General features: G+C 57.5%; 17 protein-coding genes. 7 read left to right on the top strand and 10 right to left on the bottom strand.

What is annotated here, in order from left to right:
- Positions 1 to 185: 185 nt before the first annotated feature.
- Positions 186 to 1,124 carry a VirK/YbjX family protein gene (locus HMPREF3138_RS05375; protein WP_038873097.1) on the bottom strand — a complete coding sequence of 313 codons (939 nt, stop codon included), beginning with the start codon at positions 1,122 to 1,124 and terminating at the stop codon, positions 186 to 188.
- A gap of 585 nt (positions 1,125 to 1,709) precedes the next feature.
- Here HMPREF3138_RS05375 and HMPREF3138_RS05370 point away from each other — a divergent pair.
- Both HMPREF3138_RS05370 and HMPREF3138_RS05365 read left to right on the top strand, forming a co-directional pair.
- Positions 1,710 to 2,489, top strand: a complete 780-nt coding sequence (locus HMPREF3138_RS05370; protein ID WP_038873100.1) for an alpha/beta hydrolase — start codon at positions 1,710 to 1,712, stop codon at positions 2,487 to 2,489.
- 430 nt (positions 2,490 to 2,919) lie between these two features.
- Positions 2,920 to 3,138, top strand: coding sequence for a TM2 domain-containing protein (locus HMPREF3138_RS05365; protein WP_015376761.1), 219 nt, complete (start codon positions 2,920 to 2,922; stop codon positions 3,136 to 3,138).
- A 48-nt stretch (positions 3,139 to 3,186) separates the two neighbouring features.
- Here the strand turns inward: HMPREF3138_RS05365 and HMPREF3138_RS05360 are convergent, their stop codons facing one another.
- Together HMPREF3138_RS05360 and HMPREF3138_RS05355 are read right to left on the bottom strand one after the other, a co-directional pair.
- On the bottom strand, positions 3,187 to 3,720 hold the full coding sequence (locus HMPREF3138_RS05360; protein WP_038873104.1) for a hypothetical protein: 534 nt from the start codon (positions 3,718 to 3,720) through the stop codon (positions 3,187 to 3,189).
- Positions 3,721 to 4,180: 460 nt separating this feature from the next.
- Positions 4,181 to 5,101, bottom strand: coding sequence for a LysR substrate-binding domain-containing protein (locus HMPREF3138_RS05355; RefSeq protein ID WP_038873106.1), 921 nt, complete (start codon positions 5,099 to 5,101; stop codon positions 4,181 to 4,183).
- A 115-nt stretch (positions 5,102 to 5,216) separates the two neighbouring features.
- On the opposite strand from HMPREF3138_RS05355, the gene HMPREF3138_RS05350 reads away from it, so the two are divergent.
- Positions 5,217 to 5,939 carry an isochorismatase family protein gene (locus HMPREF3138_RS05350; protein ID WP_038873109.1) on the top strand — a complete coding sequence of 241 codons (723 nt, stop codon included), beginning with the start codon at positions 5,217 to 5,219 and terminating at the stop codon, positions 5,937 to 5,939.
- A gap of 67 nt (positions 5,940 to 6,006) precedes the next feature.
- A complete protein-coding gene (locus tag HMPREF3138_RS05345; protein WP_223294867.1) occupies positions 6,007 to 7,122 on the top strand; it encodes a hypothetical protein in 1,116 nt (371 codons plus the stop codon).
- A gap of 3 nt (positions 7,123 to 7,125) precedes the next feature.
- On the opposite strand, the gene HMPREF3138_RS05340 is transcribed toward HMPREF3138_RS05345, so the two are convergent.
- The 5 genes from HMPREF3138_RS05340 to HMPREF3138_RS05320 form a co-directional block, all read right to left on the bottom strand.
- A complete protein-coding gene (locus tag HMPREF3138_RS05340) occupies positions 7,126 to 7,830 on the bottom strand; it encodes a hypothetical protein (protein WP_038873111.1) in 705 nt (234 codons plus the stop codon).
- Between the two features lie 16 nt (positions 7,831 to 7,846).
- A complete protein-coding gene (locus HMPREF3138_RS05335) occupies positions 7,847 to 9,022 on the bottom strand; it encodes a hypothetical protein (protein WP_038881657.1) in 1,176 nt (391 codons plus the stop codon).
- Entirely contained in the window at positions 9,019 to 10,305 is a 1,287-nt protein-coding gene (locus HMPREF3138_RS05330; RefSeq protein WP_038873113.1) for a hypothetical protein, read from the bottom strand. The genes HMPREF3138_RS05335 and HMPREF3138_RS05330 overlap by 4 nt, the downstream gene beginning before the upstream one ends.
- A gap of 53 nt (positions 10,306 to 10,358) precedes the next feature.
- Entirely contained in the window at positions 10,359 to 10,883 is a 525-nt protein-coding gene (gene cybB / locus HMPREF3138_RS05325; protein WP_080213338.1) for a cytochrome b561, read from the bottom strand.
- A 278-nt stretch (positions 10,884 to 11,161) separates the two neighbouring features.
- Positions 11,162 to 12,763: an ABC transporter substrate-binding protein gene (locus tag HMPREF3138_RS05320; RefSeq protein ID WP_038873118.1), complete on the bottom strand. Its 1,602-nt coding sequence runs from the start codon at positions 12,761 to 12,763 to the stop codon at positions 11,162 to 11,164.
- 174 nt (positions 12,764 to 12,937) lie between these two features.
- On the opposite strand from HMPREF3138_RS05320, the gene HMPREF3138_RS05315 reads away from it, so the two are divergent.
- On the top strand, positions 12,938 to 13,519 hold the full coding sequence (locus HMPREF3138_RS05315) for a flavin reductase family protein (protein ID WP_038873122.1): 582 nt from the start codon (positions 12,938 to 12,940) through the stop codon (positions 13,517 to 13,519).
- Here the strand turns inward: HMPREF3138_RS05315 and HMPREF3138_RS05310 are convergent.
- Positions 13,516 to 13,896: a winged helix-turn-helix transcriptional regulator gene (locus HMPREF3138_RS05310; protein WP_038873124.1), complete on the bottom strand. Its 381-nt coding sequence runs from the start codon at positions 13,894 to 13,896 to the stop codon at positions 13,516 to 13,518. The genes HMPREF3138_RS05315 and HMPREF3138_RS05310 overlap by 4 nt on opposite strands.
- 84 nt (positions 13,897 to 13,980) lie before the next feature.
- Here HMPREF3138_RS05310 and HMPREF3138_RS05305 point away from each other — a divergent pair, with 84 nt between their 5' ends.
- Entirely contained in the window at positions 13,981 to 14,748 is a 768-nt protein-coding gene (locus HMPREF3138_RS05305) for an NAD(P)H-dependent oxidoreductase (RefSeq protein ID WP_038873126.1), read from the top strand.
- Here the strand turns inward: HMPREF3138_RS05305 and HMPREF3138_RS05300 are convergent.
- Positions 14,745 to 14,993, bottom strand: a complete 249-nt coding sequence (locus HMPREF3138_RS05300; RefSeq protein ID WP_038873128.1) for a hypothetical protein — start codon at positions 14,991 to 14,993, stop codon at positions 14,745 to 14,747. The two genes, HMPREF3138_RS05305 and HMPREF3138_RS05300, sit on opposite strands and share 4 nt — an antisense overlap.
- Positions 14,994 to 15,186: 193 nt before the next feature.
- Between HMPREF3138_RS05300 and HMPREF3138_RS05295 the strand changes: the two genes are divergently transcribed.
- Positions 15,187 to 15,591 carry an Exc2 family lipoprotein gene (locus tag HMPREF3138_RS05295; RefSeq protein WP_038873131.1) on the top strand — a complete coding sequence of 135 codons (405 nt, stop codon included), beginning with the start codon at positions 15,187 to 15,189 and terminating at the stop codon, positions 15,589 to 15,591.
- The last annotated feature ends 105 nt before the right edge of the window (positions 15,592 to 15,696 follow it).

The raw sequence follows: 15,696 nt of genomic DNA, 5'->3' as shown, positions 1-15,696 counted from the left end.
GCCAGCGGCGGCAGCGCCACCAGCATGTCGCATTGTGGGCAAAGCGTCTTATCGTGTGACGACGAGTCGATGTGCTGTAGCGCTGGCCGACAGAAGGATGGCAACTGGTTTTTCCTGCGATTGGGGGGCAATGTACGGGATATTTGACTCAAAAAACTGTCCCAAGAATGATCATGATAGCTTCATTAAGCGTTTTTCGCGTAGAGGTTAGTCGCATTAAGCGTGCGAACTTGCTCTGCTATATCGTCTATGATCTGAAAACGTCGGCGATACTCCGCCCGCTTTTTACTGGGTATATGTTCCAATGATTTTCTTTCAAACGTCAAGGGCAGCTGCCAGCGCCACGAATTCTGTTTTACCCCACCGATTAACGACCAGAAATCGTCGTAACTTGCATGCAAATGTCGGCCTTTACTCATTCGATACCGCAGTGAGCGAAAAACGTGTCCATTATCGCTGACGCCATAAATAGCGCGCACCGCGGTGAGATCAGCAAGGTGGCTAATAAACTCTATCAAAACACGTTTGGGGAAAATACCCGACAGAGCGCGCGTAGCTTCTTTGATGGTCTCATGGGGGACATGTCGTCCAGGACCTTGCAGGCCACCAATGACGAAATGCCATTCGGCCCTCTCGGACACGGCAGAAAAGGTCGCGCTGGCGAGCAGTTCTTTATTGTCGCCACGCAACCATAGCGTTGACTCGCCCTCGCGTTCTGCTTTGTGCGCACAAGAGGCCGAAATGGTAAAACGAGCCTTCTCTCTGCCGGTGAATTCCGCCAAAATCGTTTCTTCTCGCGATATCAGCGCGCTGGACAGTGCTTTGTTACTGAGAGAGGACACATACCGGTAATGGCTGACAATTGCCGATGCACGTTGTTTGGCATTGAGGTTGCGCGTCAGGTATTGCCGGTGCGTTTTACACGGGAATGTGTCTTGATTATATAGCATCGATTTCAACTCACTCTGTAGAGTTAAAATGGATAGTGATTTTTTAGTCGATGAATAGTATAAAATAAGGCGAAGCAAGAACTTTGCACGGAAGCTCTTTTTCCTCCACGCCGGACCAGGGACGATCTGTCCCGAGAGTAATTCTAAGATAATATTTCTTTCCAAGATTTTCATCCTATAAGTGCGTTTTTTATTTTGATTTTTCGTTTATTAATTGATGGTATTTTTGATATTTTAATGGGTGATTCTTAATTTATTATCCATGATCTATCAAGGTTTGATGGAGGGGGCGCTTTTAACCGGACCGCATGTCGCCCTGAGTCTGCTTCAGCCGGCCTTTTGCGCATGCGGTTCAGGTTGTGCACCTGGTTGGTGAGCAGTACTAGTTGCGGAGAATGTAGCTGCAACCTTAATCAATGTATTGAAGTGACATGGTAAGGTTGAAAATAGTGCATAGGGTGAACGGCTTTCCGATAAATTTTTTCTTAATAGGACAATTATTGGTAACGCCTGCCTTGTAAGAAAAATGCGGTGCCGGCGTCAAATACCTATTTGTGGGAGAGTTCTCTGTTTGTTGCTGAGTGATAATGTGCTGCAAGGTATATATCAGCGTATTTGTTTAATCATTCACACAACCAGCAAGTGTCGTAAGCAGAATAATCTGTTGCTACGGTTGAATCTCACCGTCTTTTCTCTCCTCTGGGAAACGACATTATCGCCAATGTTAAACCATTGGCTTGTTTATAAAGTGAGGTTGTTATGTGTGGATGTTTGATTTCAAGAACGAAGGACTTTAGCTTTAATGGTCAGCGTTATAGCGTTTTTATTGCGCATGACAAGCAAGCGCATGGCGATTTAAAAGCGCTTTACTTTCTCGATGCCAATACTCAGTTCTCCAGGCTGACTGAACGCCATCGGTGCAGAAGTAACGACAATATTCTTTATGTCGGCATCGGCTATCAGGATGGGGTGGATATACTAAAAGCAAGAACCCGCGACTATACGGTTCCCTCTGATGATAAAGAGTTTATTGACGGTGGCGGAGCGCCGGCATTTTATCAGTTTATCACCACATGCGTTAAGCCCTGGATTGAGTCACACTACTCAATCAATATAGACAAACAAACGCTGGCAGGTCATTCACATGGCGGGCATTTTGTACTTTATACGTTGTTGAACCATCCTGACGCGTTTCAAAATTATCTGGCGGCCAGCCCATCGATCTGGTGGGGGAATGGGGCGTTGCTTCCTGATGGCAAGTTAACAATCGCTGAAAGCGTTAATAAAATAACCCTGATGATCGGCGAGTATGAAGAAAAGGTTCATCCGCAAAGCAATCAAACGGAAAGAGAGCGGGTGACAAGAATTAATGCAACACCCAAATTGCGAGTCAGGCATCTGGCAAAAAAACTGATCGAAGATGAGCAGCGCTGTGATTTTATTTTCTGCTCAGGGCGTCGTCACGCGGGGGTCATCAAGGATTATGCCCTGATGGCGAATGCGATCGCGGCGCATAATATTCAAAGTGATGGGCTTTAGTGGCGTGATGTGATCATTTTTTTGAACGCCTGCAAGTGAGCCGCTTTTAGTCGTCTGCAGGTATTCACCAGGGAAACTAAAAATGAGAACGGTATGCCGATATCAGGCAATGAAAATCTGTTTTAACCTTATCTCTTACAATGACTGCTGCGGGATCATTGTCGTCCATCTATTATGCCGACGAGATCCTGCAAGCGTACGTGTTTTTTGAGCCGAAACCGGGCGTCTGTCGCCTTAGTTCCCATGCTTCCCTCTGCTTATCCTTTCGCCGGTTAAACAACCGTTTAATCATCCGCTGTTATAATTACCCCTGTTGAGTCTTGATGGATGAATGTTTTTCTCCTCAAGCATTGCGATGCGGCGCTCTGCGGAGCGGCATCCGTTTTCGGGACATGCCGGTGGTTCGGTGAGAAGTAAGGAGAAGTTCACTATGAGCAGAAAAGACAAGCTCGCGGCGGCCCTGCTGGCCATCTTCCTCGGTGGGCTGGGCATTCACAAGTTTTACTTAGGGATGAAATGGTGGGGGCTGTTCTACCTGCTGTTCTGCTGGACGGGGATCCCGGCGATTGTCGGCTTTATCGAAGGCATTATTTATCTGTTCCAATCGGAAGAGAAGTTCAACCAGAAATACAATCCTGGCCTGATCTGATTTTTATTGCGGCGCTTCCTGCTAAGGGGAGCGCCGCTTTTCATTCCGCTACTGTTTTTTCATCATCATCTTGCCGCGCATCTCTTTGCTCATCATTTTATTCGAGCTGGAGATTACGCAGTTATATTGCTTGCCTTGGTTGATGATCATAAAGGTGCTGACCGGATTTTTAAAATCCTTGTCGATGGTGAAGTAAATATAGGCCTGCGGCAATGCGGCCGGTTTAAAGGCGCCGAAGGCATACACATCCGCCAGGCCCAACGCGGAGAGATCGACCGTCAGCTCCATGGGCTTCATGGAATCCGGCGATGGGAACATCGATTTGGCCGACATCATCATGGTGCTGCTGTTGATGGTGTAATCGGTTTTAACCTTCATGCCCATATATTTCGATTCCGGCATGGAAAGTTCTTTTTTGCAGGCGGCGTCGTGCTGCGGCGCCGGGCTGCCGTTTTCCATCACAGCGTGCACGTGTTCCAACATCACCGCCGCGCTGCCGGTGGTAGGCTGCGCATCGGCCGCGTAAGCCACGCCGCTGAAGGCGGCTACAGAGGTAAGGATAATGCCTGTAACGATTTTCATTGTCGCTCTCCGGAATACTAATAATGATATTAATTGCGGTGTGTAGCCTATTGGCTTGATAAAACGCAAGGTTACCCGTTCCGTGGAAATAACATCCCCCCGGAATATTGCTATGAAATGGTTTCCACCCTCGTGGCTAGCGGGGTTGATTTAACTTTAACAAACACCTTTGTCTTTTTTGTTTGGCGTTTTTATCTGCATATAAATAGTATGTCTAAACATAGTCAATGTTTAGAATATACACAAATTATTGCAGTTTTTTTCTGCATTCATTTTTAATTTTTTAATCTGGTTATAAGTATTTCATTGATATTAAGAGAGTTGTTTCTTTACGTTGGAATCACTCTGTGAAGCGTTATTTATGTGATTCGTGCAGTTACATAAATAACGTCAAGGGTAATATGGATATATTGCCAGGCTTATTATTCACTTCGTTTGGAATAATCACCTTTACCTGCTGTTAGCGGTCGTCCAGCAGCGGCGGTATTTCCCGGCAAAAAAATTCGATCAGCGCTTTTACCGCCGGTGGCACACCACGCCGTGATGGGTAAAGCAGCACCAGCTCGCCATTTTGTGGATGCCACCCGCTGAGCACCTCTTGTAAATCCCCCCGCGCGAGCGCCTGGCGGCAGGCATAGTAGGGGATACCGCAAATGCCTTGTCCATCAAGGGCGGCATGCAGGATGACCTGCAAATTATCGCTGCTTAACCGGGGCGAGAAGGGCACGTTAATCACGGCGTTTTCCGGCCCGTAGAGCCGCCAGCCCGGCGCGCCTTGCTGTGGCGGGTAAAGCAGGCAGGGCATATCGCTCAGCTGCTGTGATGTTGCGGGGGCATCGTGTCGCGCCAGCCATACCGGGCTGGCGGCCAGCAGCCATTTGGCGGTGCCGAGCCGCCGTTGAATGAGCCCTGCGGCCTCGTTGGCGATGCCAAGTCCGCGGAGGGTGAAGTCCAGCCCTTCTTCCAACAGATCTACCCGTCGGGCAGTGACGTGCGTTTCCACGTTCACTCGGGGGAAGCGCGCCATGAACGTCGGCAAAATAGATGCGATCACTTCGTCCGCCAGCAGCGGTGACACGCTGAAGCGTACGGTACCGTTCGGTTCCGCCAGCGTGCGCAAGGCCACCTGCTGGGCCTGGTGCGCTTGCTGCATCATTGCGACGCAGTGCTGATAGACCTCGTGGCCGACGTCGGTGAGTTGGAGACGCCGCGAGGTTCTTTGCAGCAACCGCAGGTTGAGTTGGCGTTCCAATTGCGCCACCTGGCGACTCAGGCGAGAGGTTGGGATGCCCAGCGCTTTGCCGGCAGCGGTAAATCCTTTGTGCTCAATGACCTGGGTGAAAAAATACATGGCGTTGAGATCGAGCGGAAAAACAGACATCGCGCATCTCATTGTGATCATTTTTGCAATGATAGCTTCTATTGTCGCCTATTTAACCCTCATTGATGCGGTTTTATCCTGCAGGCACACCATTGTTGAAATGAGGATAAGCATCATGAAAACCTTTTACCGCACGTTGGCCTTGGCCATTGCGATGGCCGGGGCGGCGCAGCCGGCCTTCGCCGCACCGGCTGCGTCACAGCCACATACTCAGACGCAGCAGGCGTCTGGCTCTTTGCAGCTGTTGGATCGCAACAACTCGGTACTGTTGTTGGTTGACCATCAGATCGGCCTGATCACCGGCGTGCGTGATATGGACAGCGCGGCGCTGAAACATAACGTCGTGGCGCTCGCCAAAGCGGCTCAGGTGATGGGGATCCCGGTGGTCGTGACGTCGACCGGTGCCAACGGTCCGTTCGGGCCGATCATTCCGGAGCTCAAGGCTGCGTTGCCGGGTGTGAAAATTATCGATCGCCACAGCGTCAACGCCTGGGACGACGCAAACGTGCGCAAAGCGGTCGAGGCCACCGGCCGCAAAAAGATCGTGATCGCCGGCGTATCGCTGGAAGTGTGTGCCGGGTTCCCGGCGATCACCGCCAAAGCGGCGGGGTACGACACCTATGTGGTGATCGATGCCTCCGGCACTTTCAACCAGTCCAAGCATGAAGCGGGGATGGCTCGGCTGATTCAGGCCGGAGTGATTCCGACGGATTACGGTACGGTGGGAGTCGAGTGGCTGGGGGATAATGGCGATGCCAAAGCTGGTGAGCTGTACGGGGCGCTGGATATGCCGGCGACGACCTTGGTGAACCAGCTGTTCCAGGCCAAGGGCAAATAGCGCCTGGCCTGATGGCGATATTTTTCAACTCCGCTAACCGCCTGAGCTAGAATCAGGCGGTTTTCTCGTGGAAAAGGATATCGCCATGGCCGCCTGGGCCCTTTTGATCGTCGGTTGGTTGTTGATTTGGCGGGATTACCCGATTTTCGGCGTGCTGTGCATCGCGCTGTTCGCCGTGCTGCAATGGGCGAAGTACGTCGCTAAAGGCGCGCAAGACCCCGAAGAGGCCGCAGAGTGGCGCAAGACCGACTGGCGCTCGCAGCCGATTGAGATGGCGCACGCCGGCGACAGCGATCGGCAGATTGGCGGCGTGGGGGAGCTGGGCATGGGCGGCCCCAATTTTTGGACGCTGCTGCTGCGCGACGGGGCGATTGTGCATAGCGCCTGTGCCGCGCCGCAGGACGTGGACGGCGGCAAGCTGCGCCTGATCCCGACCCGCAGCCGCGAGGGTGAGGGGGTGACGGTGTACGAGCCTGCCGCCCGAATGATGTACGCGTTGCCTGCATTGACCGATCGCGAGCAGGCGGCATTGGCCGCCGGTTCCGCTCAGGCGCTGGCGCGGCTGCGGGCGAGGTGTCGGCAGGCGGAGGCTACGCCGCTGCGTCAGGTGCGCGGGCTGTGGGTGCCTCAGTGGGCTGAGGACCCGGCGGATCGTCTGGCGATCGCCTTACCCAGCGGGCGGGCGCTGGCGGCGCGCTCGATGTTGCCGACGGATTTGCGCCATGCGGACGATCCTGCCGCGCTGCTGCACGCGCCGCCTTATGAGCTGTTGCTGGATAACAGGCCGACCAATTTCTTCGTGTGCGATCTCGATCGCGTGGCGGAATCCCCGGCGGGTGACGGCTTGAGCGTCGGCGGCTGCCAGTTTCACGGCGAGCATATTGTCGATGGCCTGTACCATCTGCACTTCGCCGGCGAGTGGTTCAGCCTGCTCTCTCACGCGCACAAACCGGCGGGCGGGCGCGGTTCGGACAGCACTTTTTTCGTCGAGCGGGTCGAGCCGCAAGACGGCGGGGTGTTTGTGATTGAATGGGATGCCTACGGTGCGGGGCTCGGCGGACGTGAGGCGCGCGTAGCGGCGCCGCCGGTCTTGGTTATCGCGGTGAGCTGGCAGGAGCTGCCGTTGCAGCTGCCCACGGCCAATAACCGCGTGACCGTGCGCTTGCCCAACGCCACGGCGTAAGGCTTAAGGCAGTACCCTGACTTCGCCGTTGTGCAAGGTCAGCACGGCGATCGGGCTGCCGGAGAAGCACTCCCTAAAGGCCCAACCGCTGGGCCGAAATGCCGCCGCTGGCAGCCCGGCCTGCCACTCCTCCCACTGCGGAGCCGGCCGATCCGACGGTAAAGAGAAAGAGACCAGCCAACCGGCTTCGCAGTGCACCCTTTGGCCGGTTGGACGGGTGAAGGTATGCGCACCTGCCAGCTCCATCACCGGCGGTAAAACCTCGAAGGCGATGATCGGCACGCCGGCCACGCTCTGTGGCTGAGGAAAACGCACGGCGGTCACGCCGTCCATCGTGATAGGGCTGTCTTCGGTGCCGGGCAGGCGTGGCTCCTGCCGATTTACCCAGCTTCCCTTCGGCAGCGTGATTTCACCGAGCGGCTTTGCCTCGTCGAGCGTCAGGTAGCTGCGTTGATTCCAACGATCTTCCGCCCGCTGGCTCTTGATGTCCTGGATGGCCATGCCGATCAGCATCAGCGCGCACGCCACCGGGTAGACCGCCAGCGCCGAGGCCAGCAGATAGCCGCCCCAGGAGAGCGGCGGTCGCGGGCGGCCGCAGCGGGCAGAAGCGTAGCGCCAGCCCCACCAGGTGAGCAGGATGCCGGTGAGCAGCAGGGCCAACAACAGCGCCAGCAATCCTGCGGCGCCGGCGCCATAACCTAGCAGCATGGCAGGTTCTTCATGTTCACGGCGTGGTGGAACGATAGCGGACGAAGTAGGGCTGTGGGGGGGGCTCCCCGTCATCGCCATAGTGGCTTTCCGGTTCGATCACGGTCTGGCGTGCGTCGTCGCGCCCGTTGTAGCGGTACTCCAACGGCTGCCGGTAGCGCACGTCGGATGAGCGCAGATCGAAAATCAGCGAAAGACGCGCATCGCCGTTATCCGTTTGGGCGACCAGCTTGTCGTTGCCCGCCCACAGCTGATACAGCGATTTATCGCCGTTTTCCAACAGCACCGTCAGCTGCCCGTCAGATTGATAACGCAGGAGCTGATACAGCCCTCTGTCCAGCGTTTGCGCGATCAGGTAGATGCCGCCATCCGGGGCCTGGGCGCTTTCCTTTACGCGCACCGCGAGCCAATGCAGTTCGGCCACCTCGCCGGTTTTGCCGTTAACGGCGATGTGCAAGGCGCCGGAACCGAGCACCGGGTTCATCCAGAACAGCACGCGATCGCCATCAACGGCGGTAAAGATCTCGGGCATGGATTTGCGCTTACCGGAGGCGTTAGCCGTCGGTGAGTCCTCCTCGCCGCGCTCAAAGCCCAGCAGCTGCCGCGCTTCCAGCTGTGCCGGCAGATCCAGCGTTTGCCGCCAATGGGCGCCAAAGTCCGGGCTGTAGAATACGCCTTCGGTGCTGATGAAATACAGCGTGCGTTTCCCCGGCTGCGCCACCAGTTTGCCGCCGATAAAAGAAGGCCGGCTATCGTCGCCCTCGGGCCATGGGATCAGCGCCCCGAGGGTGCCCCGTTGCACATCGACCAGCCTGCGCCCCTTGGACAGAAAAAGCACGCACTCCTGCTCGGCGCAAACCGCATCATAGATCAACTCGTCGAGTTGCCCCAGCATCTGCAGCCCCTTCGGGCCGGTGAATAACACCTGGCTGAGGTAGTTGGCCGCCCAGCCGTAAAAGCTATTGTAAGCCCCGCTCTCGCTCCTTTTGCTGATGAGCAGCAGAGCGCCGTCCTGCGCCGGGTAGCTGTGGATGAGATCGTAACGGGCTATCGTCGGCAAGGCCTCGTCGCTCTGGGTCCATTGCCACTGTGCATAGCGTTGTTCAGGGGCGAGAAAATAGACGCCCAGCGCGCTGGCCAAAAACAGCGTCAGGATAATAAGGGGTCTTTTATAAAGCGCTAACGTCATCATTTCAGCTCCGTCACCTGTTCCTGCCGCCATAGCCTGCGGCGCAGATTGCGCAGGTATTTGAACGTTTTAAACGTGCGGTGCTGCTCAAAAGCGTAGAGGCGGCAGATCTGGGCGAAGCCCTCGATCAGCAGCGCCAGGCCGCTGATCATCAGCATCATCAGCAGCAGAATCGGCGGCAATTCACTGCCGAGGCGCCTCAGGGTCCAGGCATCCAGGTAAAAGCCCGCTGGGGTATCGGCGTTATCCCACACGATCAGGCCGAGCATCAAACACATCACGATCGCGCCGAGGATGAAGACAACGCGCGCGCTCAGGTTAAGGCCGGCTTCGGTGAAGTATCGGCTGCCGCCGATGAGATAGGTCTGGCGATCGCGATGGTTGATGATCCCACGTACCGTAGGCAGCTCGGGGACGGTGTCGTTTTCACAATACAGCACCTGCAGCAGATCGCCTTTGGCGATGAAAAGCGGATGTTGCCGACGAAATACCGGATGCAGTTTGGTATTGGGGACGTTGAGCGCGCGGGTTGTCAACGCGAAGTGCGTCTCCTTCTGGCGCCACGCATAAGTGTCCAAATACTGTACCTGGCGCGGGATTTCATAGTGGAGGAGTTCGTAGCTCAGGGCGTTGACCGTCTCGATGCCGGAGGCCTCGACGCCGTCAGGGAGGGGAAACTCGGTTTGTTGCGTTGTGGGCACTGGCGTTGCGTCTGCACGGACGGCCCGGTATTTGATGCCGGGGATTTTCAGGCTGAGCGAGCCGGGCGGCGTGACGTCTTGCCCCAGCAGCACGCGATCCAGCGCCCTGAGCAGGCGCCTGCGGCCGCGGTGCGCGATCAGCAGGAGTTCCGAACCGACGAACAGCACCAGGCCGATGCCGATAAGGCCGGCGATGATGGCGATAAAGAACAGGGCGATGGTCAGCCAGGAATCTTCCCGGTCCATGATGAAAAAGCCCGTCGGGAAACCGCCGGCCAGCACCGCGCCCAGCAGCAGCAGGGCAACGTATTTTAGCTTGTATTTCAGCGTTCTGTCGGGCTCCAGGCGGCCTTTAGTGCCGTGCAGCAGCCAGTGCAGCCAATAGCTGCCGTCCCGCAGGCGGTGGGCGCCAATCTTCACCCGATCGCCGGCGGCGAGCCTGGCCAGCAAATTTTCGCTGTCGCTGAAGTCGTCACGGTAAAAAAAGAACGTTTGGCCGGAGGCGATGATCCTCACCAGGTTGTCGGGCGCAGTCTGTTGGCAAGCGCATTGCTCGACGGTCACATTAAAAAATTGGGTTTGCATGTCATTCCCTGTCAGCGGGCGTGGCCCGAAAATTCATCCCTGGCGCCGGGTAGTCAGCGCTTTTTCATCAGTGGCAGCATGCGCACCAGCGCATTGTCCTTGACGATATAGTGGTGGAACAGCGCGGCGGCGGCATGCAGGCCGATCAGCCAATAGCCGAACGACGCCAGCGTTTTGTGCCAGCCGATAATCGTCCGCGCTTGCGGCCGATCCGCCACGTCGGCGAACGGCATCGGCAGGCCGAACAGATACCACTCCTTGCCGCCCAGATAGCGCGAGTACACTCCCAGTACCGGCAGCGTCAGCAGCAGCAGGTAAATCAGGGCGTGCGTCAGGTGTGCCAGGCCGGTTTGCCACTTCGGCGGTTTGGGCACGATAGCGGGCGAAGGGTGGCGCCAGCGCAGGAACAGGCGGGCGATCATCAGCGCAAATACCGTTACGCCGCAGCTGAAGTGGGTGACAACCAGCACGTACCAGGGGGCGCTGCCCGGTTCGGCAAAGTCGCGCAGCTCGATGGTGACGCAGGTGATGACCAGCAGGATCGCCACCAGCCAGTGCAGGCGAATTTGCCACGGCATGTAGGTGTTCTGCACCGGGTTACCTTTTGATGTTAAAGGGTCTGTGCGCCGATGGTAACGAAATGTTACAGGCGAGGAAAGCGCCTGCGCGCAGTTTAAGCAAAATGCCAGGGATTAAGCCGCTTATTAAGCTATGAATTTAGTGGGTTAAGTGCCTGGCGGCAGGGGCGGGAGCTGGCATCGTAAGTTGTGAAGCTAATGCGCGGTAGGTTCAGAGGCTGACAGCTTATTAAGCGATGAGGCGAGTAGCGCCACAGCTCTCGCCGCGGCGCCTGGGATCAGTTCAATTTGGCCTTGGCGAAGTCGCTGCCGTTCACATCCACCACGTAGCCGCTCAGGTTGCTGCGGGTGGCGTAGAACACTTTGCCGGTGGCCAGCGGCAGCCACGGCGCCTGTTTGGCGAAGATTACCTGCGCCTGTTGATACAGCTTGGCGCGCGCCTGAGGCTGATTTTCCTGAATCGCCTGCTGGATCAGGCTGTCGTAATCATTATCGCACCAGCGCGCCACGTTGGCGCCGCTCTGTACCCCGGCGCAGCCGAGCAGGGTGGCGAAGTTGTCCGGATCGCCGTTGTCCGACACCCAACCGTACAGCGCGCTCTGCTGTTCGCCTTTGCGCAGCCCGGCCAGATACTGGCCCCACTCCCAGGTGACGATCTTGGCTTTCACGCCCACCTTCGCCCAGTCGCTCTGGATCATCTCGGCGATGCGCTTCGAGTTCGGGTTGTAGGGGCGCTGTACCGGCATCGACCAGATGTCGGTCTCAAAGCCCTGCTCCAGCCCGGCCTGCTTCAGCAGCTCGCGCGCCTTCTGCGGATCGTAGGCGTACTCCGGCAGTTTATCGTTGTAGCCCAGCATGCCCGGCGGCAGCAGCGAGTTGGCCGGCGTGCCGCTGTCTTTGAACACTGCGGCGACGATCGCTTTCTTGTCCACCGCATAGCTCAGCGCCTGGCGCACCAGCAGGTTGTCGAACGGTTTTTTCTGGGTGTTGAACGCCAGATAGCCGACGTTCAGCCCGGTAATGTCGTGCAGCTGCAGGTTGCCGTCGGCCTTGATGGCGGCGAACTGTTCCGGCAGCGGCGCGGGGATGATCTGGCATTCGTTGGTTTTCAGCTTGGCCAGCCGGGTTTGCGGATCCGGCGTAATCGAGAAGATCAGATGCTTGCTGGCCACTTCGCCCTGCCAGTAGTGCGGGTTAGCGATGTAGCGGATCAGCGAATCCTGCTTATACTGCTGAAGCGCAAATGGCCCGGTGCCGATCGGCCAGTTGTCGACGTATTCCGGCGTGCCCTTTTTCAACATTGCGTCGGCGTATTCGGCGGACAGGATCGAGGCGAAATCCATCGCCCAGTCAGCGACGAAGGCGGCGTTGGGCTGGCTCAGCGTAAAGCGAACGTGATGCTCGTCCACCGCTTCCACCTTGGCGATCAGTTTATCCAGGCCCATGTCGGTGAAGTATTCATAGTTGCCGCCGGAGACCTTGTGATACGGGTTAGCGGGATCCTTCTGCCGCATCACGGTGAACACCACGTCTTCGGCGTTGAAGTCGCGCGTTGGGGTGAAATATTTGTTGCTGTTGAATTTCACGCCCTGGCGCAGGGTAAAGGTGTAGGTCTTGCCGTCCGGGCTGACGCTCCACTCGGTGGCCAGCGAAGGGGCGGGGGTTTTATCGCTTTCGCGCAGTGTTACCAGCCGGTTGTACAGCACCTGCGAGGTGGCGATAAAGGTCGGCCCGGAGCTGGAGAGCTGCGGGTTGAACGATTCCGGCGAGGCGACGGTGCAGTACACCAGCGCATCGGAAGCGGCCAGCGCGCTGCCCGCCGACAGCAGGCCGGCGCTTGCCAGCGCCAGACCGGCGATAGGGTGTTTTAAAAACGTCAAGGCAAGATCCTCAGGTGGGGGGAGCCGTTAGCGGCGAATTGATTTAACTATAGATAACGGATGGCGCGACGGGTAACAAGCGCCTCAGCTGCGCATTCTGTGCGCCTTGCGTTGCCTGCCGCCACAGCGCAGATCTACACTGCTGGGCAATCACTCACTCGCAAGGATTTCCCGATGAGCCACTTTCGCCCTGTCGCCCTCGAACACGCCAGCCGCCTGCTGAACCACGGCCCGACGGTATTGATCACCAGCCGCAGCCGCGACGGCGCCAAACGTAACGTGATGGCCGCCGCCTGGTCGATGCCGGTGGAGTTTAGCCCGCCGCGCATTGCCATCGTGGTGGACAAAGGGGCGCACAGCCGGCAAATGATCGAGGAAAGCGGCGCATTCGGCATTTGCGTGCCGGCGGCCATGTTCATCGACGCCACCTACGCGGTCGGCAGCGTGTCCGGATTGGATGACGACAAGTTCGCCCGCTTCCACATCGCCGCGGCGACGAGCGCCACCCTGCAGGTGCCACTGATCGAACAGGGCTGCGTGGCGTGGCTGGAGTGCCGCTTATTACCGGAAAGCGGCGCGCAGGAAAAATACGACACCTGCTTCGGCGAGGTGCTGAGCGCGGCGGCGGACGAGCGGGTGTTCCAGCAAGGGCGCTGGAACTTCACCGCCGCCAATGCGGATCTGCACACTATTCATCATCTGGGGGCGGGCAACTTCGTGCGCAGTGGCGAGACGCTGCGGGCCAAACCGCTTTAATCGGCCGCGCGCTTGCGGTCGGCATCATAGCGCTCGCGGGCGGCGTCCAGCTCGGGGAAATGGTATTCCGCCCATCGGTCCAGCGCCGTCAGCGTCTCGACCAGCGAGCAGGCGACGGCGCTGAGCCGGTATTCCACATGCGCCTGATTCTTTTCACTTAAATCCAGCCGTTCGAGCAGCCCGTTGCGTTCCAGCTGGCGCAGCGTTTGCGTCAGCACCTTCTGTGAAATGCCGTCGATGCGGCGCAGCAGCTCGCCGTTGCGCATAGGCCGCTGCGCCAGCGCGGGCAGGATCAGCATCACCCACTTGCCGGAAATCAGCGCCAGCGCATCGCGCGCGGAGCATTTACTCGAATAGACGTCGCCGGGATAAGCCATTGGGAGTTACCTTCAGGTGCGTAATTGCCAAGGGTGCGATAAAGCCACAGCATAGCAGCACCACCTTACAGCGGGAGAAACAGGATGAACGTGCTGATTGTGCTGGCTCACCCCGAGCCGCATTCTTTCAATGCCCATTTGGTCGAACAGGCGCGGCAGGCCTGGCTGGCGCAGGGGCACCAGGTGAAGACGGTCGATCTGTATCAGGAGGGATTTGATCCGCGCGAGGGCGCCGGCCATTACCCCAGCAGAAAGCAGGCGGGAAGGTTCGATGCGATGCAGGAGCAGCGTCATCATTGGACGATCCAGGCGCTGCCGGCGGAGATCCGGCGGCATATCGAGCTGCTGCGCTGGGCGGATACGCTGGTGCTGCAGTTCCCTTTCTGGTGGTTCGGCGCACCTGCCATCCTCAAGGGCTGGATGGATCGGGTGTTCGTTTACGGCGGGGTGTACGACAGCCGCCACCGCCATGAGAACGGCGTGATGCGCGGCAAACGGGCGCTGCTGACCGTTACCGCCGGCGCTTCCGCTCAGGCCTGCGCGCCGGACGGGCGCGACGGCGATATGCGGCTGATGCTGTGGCCGATCATGCATGCGCTGCACTATATCGGCTTTAGCGTGCTGGAGCCGTTCCTGGTCTATGGTGTGCGCGGCGGGTTGGCGGGCGAGGAGCGGCAGGCGCAGAACGCTGCTTTGGCGCAGGTGACGCAGGCGTATCGGGAAGGCTTAAGCGATCTTGCCGCCTGGCCGGCGGTGCCGTTCAACCGCAATGACGATTTTGACGCCGATCTGGCGCTGAAGCCCGGCGCGCCGGTCTACAGCCCGTTCGTGCGGCACCGCGATCCGGTTTAGAAACCGGCCTTCAGCAGTTCCTCGCGCAAGTCGTCGATAATCGCCGGTTCGATATCGGGGAACTGTTGCTGGATATCGGCGATGGCGTCTGCCACGCTCGGGCCGGCGAAGGTGCCGGAGAAGGGCACCAGCGGCAGGTTGGCGTCGCTGTCCGGCAGTTCACCGCGGATAGTGCCGGTGATCATGCCCGCTTTTTTTTCCGCCGTGAGGTCGTACTCCCCCACGTTTTTGTCGATCGGTTTCATTGGCCGCCTCGCTGTCGGTGAGTGTTTACCCTGTTCTGTTAAAGCATAGTGTTTCAGGCAATGAATACCAATCAATGCATATAATATTAATATAAAACAATATGATGCGATTTTTTGTCGTTTGACGTTCACCGGGGGCCGGCGCTATGCTCTTGGCGCTAAAGGACCTTCCTCACTGACAGGGACAGACGACATGAAAAAACTGAAACGCGCGGCGCTGTTGTTGTCGCTGTTGGCGCTCAGCGCCTGCACCCACCACCTCAGCAGCGCGGAGCTGCATGCCAAGCACTACATTTATCAAACCCGCGACGATTTCGATCCGCAATTCCGCACCGATGTGAACGGCAGTATTAAGAACGCCGTGCCGATGTTCGAACAGTTCTACCAGCTGGGGAAAAAGGATCGCGCGGCAGGCGTGGCGCGCAGCGAGGCGCAGAAAAAGGCCGACTATCTGGCCAGCCCGGAATTCCAGCAGAACATGGAACACAAAACCATTTTCATCAACCGCACTTACAGCGGCTCCGACAACCCCAAACGCCGCCAGGTGTTCTCGCAGGAAGCGGTGGGCGCTTATTGGGACGGCTACGAAGGGCGCTGAACATAATCCCTCACAAATATACCCGTCATACTTGAAGCTGCATCTGTGTTGACTGCGAGCGCTCACCCCAGTTACTTACTTGAGTAAGCTCCTGGGGACTCCCGC

This window comes from Serratia sp. HMSC15F11, assembly GCF_001808215.1.
Taxonomy (GTDB): domain Bacteria; phylum Pseudomonadota; class Gammaproteobacteria; order Enterobacterales; family Enterobacteriaceae; genus Serratia; species Serratia nevei.
This window is presented reverse-complemented; position numbering and strand designations above follow the sequence as displayed.